The organism is Lactococcus sp. DD01, assembly GCF_001578715.1.
In the GTDB taxonomy this organism is placed as follows: domain Bacteria; phylum Bacillota; class Bacilli; order Lactobacillales; family Streptococcaceae; genus Lactococcus; species Lactococcus petauri.
Genome location: NZ_KQ968939.1, coordinates 428,046 through 433,334, shown reverse-complemented (window position 1 = coordinate 433,334; position 5,289 = coordinate 428,046). Strand labels below are relative to the sequence as shown.

The 5,289-nt window shown below is 38.6% G+C and carries 4 protein-coding genes and 1 pseudogene; 1 reads left to right on the top strand and 4 read right to left on the bottom strand.

What is annotated here, in order from left to right:
• Positions 1–39: 39 nt before the first annotated feature.
• The 4 genes and pseudogenes from LACDD01_RS02165 to LACDD01_RS02150 all read right to left on the bottom strand — a co-directional run bounded on the left by LACDD01_RS02165 (position 40) and on the right by LACDD01_RS02150 (position 4,662).
• On the bottom strand, positions 40–879 hold the full coding sequence (locus tag LACDD01_RS02165; RefSeq protein ID WP_061413064.1) for an aldo/keto reductase: 840 nt from the start codon (positions 877–879) through the stop codon (positions 40–42).
• A 135-nt stretch (positions 880–1,014) separates the two neighbouring features.
• On the bottom strand, positions 1,015–1,458 hold the full coding sequence (gene msrB, locus LACDD01_RS02160; protein ID WP_061413063.1) for a peptide-methionine (R)-S-oxide reductase MsrB: 444 nt from the start codon (positions 1,456–1,458) through the stop codon (positions 1,015–1,017).
• A 285-nt stretch (positions 1,459–1,743) separates the two neighbouring features.
• Positions 1,744–3,022: pseudogene (locus LACDD01_RS02155) on the bottom strand (2-hydroxycarboxylate transporter family protein).
• 17 nt (positions 3,023–3,039) lie between these two features.
• The gene (locus tag LACDD01_RS02150) at positions 3,040–4,662 is read right to left on the bottom strand and encodes a malolactic enzyme (protein ID WP_019299352.1); all 1,623 of its coding nucleotides are present in this window, start codon (positions 4,660–4,662) and stop codon (positions 3,040–3,042) included.
• Between the two features lie 163 nt (positions 4,663–4,825).
• Here LACDD01_RS02150 and LACDD01_RS12215 point away from each other — a divergent pair.
• The coding region (locus tag LACDD01_RS12215; protein WP_231863344.1) for a LysR family transcriptional regulator at positions 4,826–5,289 on the top strand (464 nt) is incomplete at its 3' end.

Genomic DNA, 5,289 nt, shown 5'->3' with positions numbered 1-5,289 from the left:
TCATTTACTAAGGGTTTCTTTTTTTATTTGATACCAATTTTAATCAAATTCCTCATATTCATTTGGATCTTGACCATCAATACGTCCGTCTGGTTTTTCCAGAGTATTAATCTGCGCAACTTCATCTTCAGTTAATTCAAAATCAAAAATTGCTAGATTTTTTCGTTGATGGATTAAATTTCTCGATTTTGGAATGGGAACAATGCCACGTTCTACATGCCAACGCAATACAACTTGACCTGCTGTCTTCCCATACTTTTCAGCCAGACTTGTGATAATGGGCTCTTCAAGAGCATCATTTCCTCGCCCTAATGGACTCCAGGCTTCCGTGATGATACCACGCTCAGCGTTGGCTTTCACCATACGCTCTTGCACCCAATAGGGGTGGATTTCGATTTGGTTAACGGCTGGAGTAACGCCTGTTTCAGTAATAATTTTGTCTAAATGCTCGTGTTCAAAGTTGGAAACCCCGATAGAGCGTATTAAGCCCATTTTTTGAGCTTGAATTAAAGCCTTCCAGGCTTCCACATATAGTCCACGTTTTGGCAAAGGCCAGTGAATCAGATATAAATCAAAATACTCCAAGCCCATCCGATAGAGTGATTCTTGAATCATGGCTAAAGCATCTTCATAATGATGATATTTCCCCGGTAACTTCGTCGTCACGAAAAACTCTGAACGCGGAAGACCTGAGCGACGAATGGCTTCACCAACTATCCCCTCACTGTCATAGTTAGTTGATGTATCCAAAAGACGGTAACCACTCTGGATAGCTGTCAAAACCTGATCCAGACCTTCTCCGCCCCTTATCTGGTATGTTCCTAAACCTACAGACGGTAGCAAATGACCATCATTCATCGTTATTAAAGGTGTTTTCATTAGTAAATCCTCCTTATAGTTGAATTTCCACAGAAAATAAACACATATTCTCTATATTTTCATTCTAACATAGGACAGAGTTGAAGAAAAAATACCTGTTTATTAATTTTGAACGACGAGGTTTTATTTTTCCAACTATTCTTTGCCAAACAAGGATTTGTATTCGCCGTAGCCCTCTTCTTCTAGCTTTTCAACCGGGATAAATCTTAAAGCCGCAGCATTTATACAATAACGCAATCCTCCTTGATCTTGTGGTCCATCATTGAACACATGTCCTAAGTGAGAATCAGCCTCCTTACTTCTTACTTCCACACGATGCATACCTAATGAAAAGTCAGCTTTTTCTTTGACCCCGCGTTTTTCTATGGGGTGAGTAAAGGACGGCCAGCCACAACCAGCATCATATTTATCAGTTGAGCTAAAGAGCGGTTCCCCGCTGACAATATCAACGTAAATTCCCTCTTGATAAAAATCATCGTATTTTCCTGAAAAAGGACGTTCCGTTGCATTTTCTTGCGTCACTGCATATTCTATATCAGACAATCTTTGCTTGAGTTCTTCTTTTGAAGGTTTTTCCATGATAAACACCACCTTATCTGTTTTTCTCCCTTTATTATAGCACTCTCCCCATAAAAAGTAGCTGGTTCTGTCTGTAATTTCTCCTTAAGCTTTCTTCTTACTGGAGGCGTCTTTTTGTTATGATTGAAAGTTATTCGAAAAGAATTTTGTTTTCCTCTATTCCTCTATTATAATGGTAACCCTTTCTCTTTAAATGCAATAAAAAAACGAAGTTTTGCTAAACCTCGTTTTAGTTCATTATTATTTTGTTATTATATTACTTTATTACTTTGATTGGAGGATCAATTAGTAAAAGAAGCGAATGAGTATACCACCCATGATGAGGACAATGGCACCACACAAACGGTTGGCCATTTGTGCAAAGGCAATCATTTCCATACGATCAGAGGCAGAGAGAACGGCAATATTACCTGTTCCACCCATAGAGTTATTAATCATACCAGCACCGATAGCTGTTTCGACAGGGTACATACCTAAGGCAAGTCCCAAGAACCAGCTTGTCAAGCCCATTGCGATAACACTTGTCAGACAGAGCACAATAAATTGCCATGTCAAAGCAGAGCCTAGTGTGGTCAAATCAATCAATGCCAAACCAATACCTGCCAATACCGCATGTGTAAGATTGGTCATGATGATTTGGTTAAACATCACAACCGATTCTTCCAACTCTTTTGGTACAGCATCAAAGGCTTTGAGAACAAAGACGATGATAATCATAAAGGCGTATTCATGGATATTTGGGAAGAATTTATTCAAAATCACACCCACCATGAGTAGGGTAAAGGCATACAGCATACCGACACCAATTTTAGTGGCATCAAATTCAATTTTAGGTTTTGCAAGTTCTTCTTTTGTCGCAGAAACTAAGGTGCCGTGACCATTGTATTTTGATTTCGCAAAGATTTTAGAAATGGAAAGCGCCCCAATGATGGCAATAATATTCCCAAAGGTTACTGCGGGAGCAAGTTGAGAGAAAATTGCGGTTTGGTTACCATTGGCTAAACCATCAGCATAGATTTGTGATAAAGGTGTAATTCCGGCTCCCATACCACCAGACATCATTGGCATTGAAACATACATGACAGAGTCTGCAAAACCATTGCCAAGCAAGACACCCATACCACCAACAGCGAAGAAACCAACGACCATTGTGACCAAAGCAACAGGGATAAATTTAGCAGAAGCTTTGACAAGCAAACTTCTGTTCATTCCCAAGATTGATCCACAAATCAAGGCTGCAATATAGAAATCAAGAAAACCAAATTGACCGCCCATAAATTTGCCTACTGCATCAATCACATTTGCAGGAATGATATGGAAAAAAGGATAAGAGAGTTGCACCTAACAAAGTGAAAACTGATCCACCACCCAAATATGAATTCATAATGGGTAATTTTTCACCAATAAAGTAAAGCAAGTGCCCCAACAGTACTAATAGGAGAGTAATACCCACCATGTTAAGTGGTAATTTTCCTAAACCTATTGTCACTGCCAACACAATCATAAAAAAGGCATAGAGAGGAAGACTTATTCCTGAAATTTTTATTTCTTTTAATTTTTTCATTTTAATCCATTAACCTCTTAGTATTTTGGATACCATTTCATCTCGCGAACGGCTTTCACCATATCTTTTTCTTGAGCTTGTGCTAAACCTTGTTCTTGAGCTTTTTTAGCTACTGCTTCTGCAACTTTGATTGAAACATCAGCAACATATTCAAATGGAGGAAGAACAGGAGCACCAGCAGCGCCTGGATCAACAAGACCACTCAATGAGTGCGCAGCGGCACCAATCATTTCATCAGTAAGAAGTGATGCTTCTGAAGCCAACATACCAAGTCCCAAACCAGGATAGATCAAAGCGTTATTTGCTTGACCGATTTGGTATTCGACACCTTTATAAGAGACAGTTCCTGAAGGAATACCTGTTGCAACAAAGGCTTTACCATCAGACCATGTAATCACTTGTTCAGCAGTTGCTTCCAATTTTTTAGTTGGATTTGAGATTGGGAAAATCACTGGGCGTTCAGTGTTGGCACACATTGCTTCAACAACTTCTTTTGTAAATGCACCTGCATCAGTTGAAGTACCTACCAAGATAGTAGCTTTAACTGTTTTGATAACATTGGCTAAGTCCGTCATATCGCCAGCATTTGCAAAATCTGCACGTTTTTTAGCAAATGGTTTTTGTGCTGGAGTCAAATCTTCCATATCATCAAAGAGCAAACCTTGTTTATCCATCATAAAGAAATGGTTGTAGGCTTCTTCTTCTGAAAGTCCTTCACTTACCATCTCCGCATGAACACGGTCAGCAATCCCTGCACCAGCAGAGCCACCACCGTAGCAGAGGTAAACTTGGTCTGTTAATTTTTCACCTGTGATATCAAGTGAACCGAAGATACCACCTAAAACAACAATACCAGTTCCTTGGATATCATCGTTGAAAGTTGGAATTTCTTTTTTGTATTTGTTCAAGATATTTGCAGCATTTGAACGTCCGAAGTCTTCCCAGTGCAAGTAAAGTTTAGGGAACATTGCTTCAGCAGTTTCCACAAACTGGTCAACAAAGTCATAATATTGGTCACCATAAACACGTGCGTGACGATTTCCAAGATACATTGAATCTTCCAAGAGTTCTTTACGGTTAGTCCCTGCATCAATAACGATAGGAAGAACTGATGCTGGATCGATACCGGCTGCTGCAGTATAAACCATTAATTTACCAACAGAGATATCAACACCTTGTGTTCCCCAGTCACCGATACCAAGAATTCCTTCAGCATCTGTCACAACAATCAAACGGATATTGCGATCGCCCGCTGCATTTTTCAATGTTTCTTGAATATTTTCTGGATGGTTAATATCAAGATATGCAGCATATTGTGGATCTACAAATAGACGGCTGTAGTTTTCGATTGTTTCAGCAATAACTGGATCATATACGATAGGATTAAACTCTACGATATGTTGGTTAAACAAATAGTAGAACAAAGTACGGTTTGTATTGAAGATTTCCATCAAGAAATGGCGTTTCTCTAAATCAGATGGTTTTTCCAAGTAATGTTGGTAAGTTTGTTCTGCTTGTTCTTCAAGTGTTTGAACATAAGGTGGCAAAAGACCGATTAAGCCAAGTTCCTTACGTTCTTCCATAGTAAATGCTGTTCCTTTATTTAAAAAAGGATTGTTTAAAATTTCATGTGCACGCATTCGTACGTCCTCCAAATTTATTATTCCTATAAGAAATTCTTACAAGATGTATTTTAATACTTATAAAAAATTATAGTCAAACCTTTGGGTTATAATAAATATTATTTATAACAAATCGATAAACTTGTGATAGAATATAAGGGTCAAAGGAGCGTTTAAACTAATGAATTTGCATGATTTCGAGTATTTTAATGCCTTAGGAGACTTGTTGTCTTTTACTGCTGTTTCTAATCATTTTGGGGTAAGTCAGCCGACAATTTCCTATGCTGTAAAGAGATTGGAACAATATTATAACTGTAATTTAATATACAAAGATCCTTCTCACCGAACAGTTGTCCTGACAGATGAAGGGAAAATATTGAAAATTCATATCGAAAGTATTTTGGAAGAGTTGGCACTCACGCAAAGAGCCATCGAGCATTCTAAAAATCATCAAAATCATATTGGTTTCCCCCCTATTATTCGAGCAAAAATTCTGGCTCAACTCTTAAACGATAAAGAGGCGATTAGCTTTTTATCTAAGTTTGATTTAGTATCGGGTGGCTCGGAGGAACTTCTGGCCAAACTTATCTCCGGCTCAATTGATTTTAGCCTTATAGGCAGCATTGCTCCCCTGATGCACCCCAA

Coding starts and splice junctions, on each gene's coding strand:
- LACDD01_RS02165 (WP_061413064.1), bottom strand. CDS start 879: ATGAAAACACCTTTAATAACGATGAATGATGGTCATTTGCTACCGTCT.
- msrB (WP_061413063.1), bottom strand. CDS start 1,458: ATGGAAAAACCTTCAAAAGAAGAACTCAAGCAAAGATTGTCTGATATA.
- LACDD01_RS02150 (WP_019299352.1), bottom strand. CDS start 4,662: ATGCGTGCACATGAAATTTTAAACAATCCTTTTTTAAATAAAGGAACA.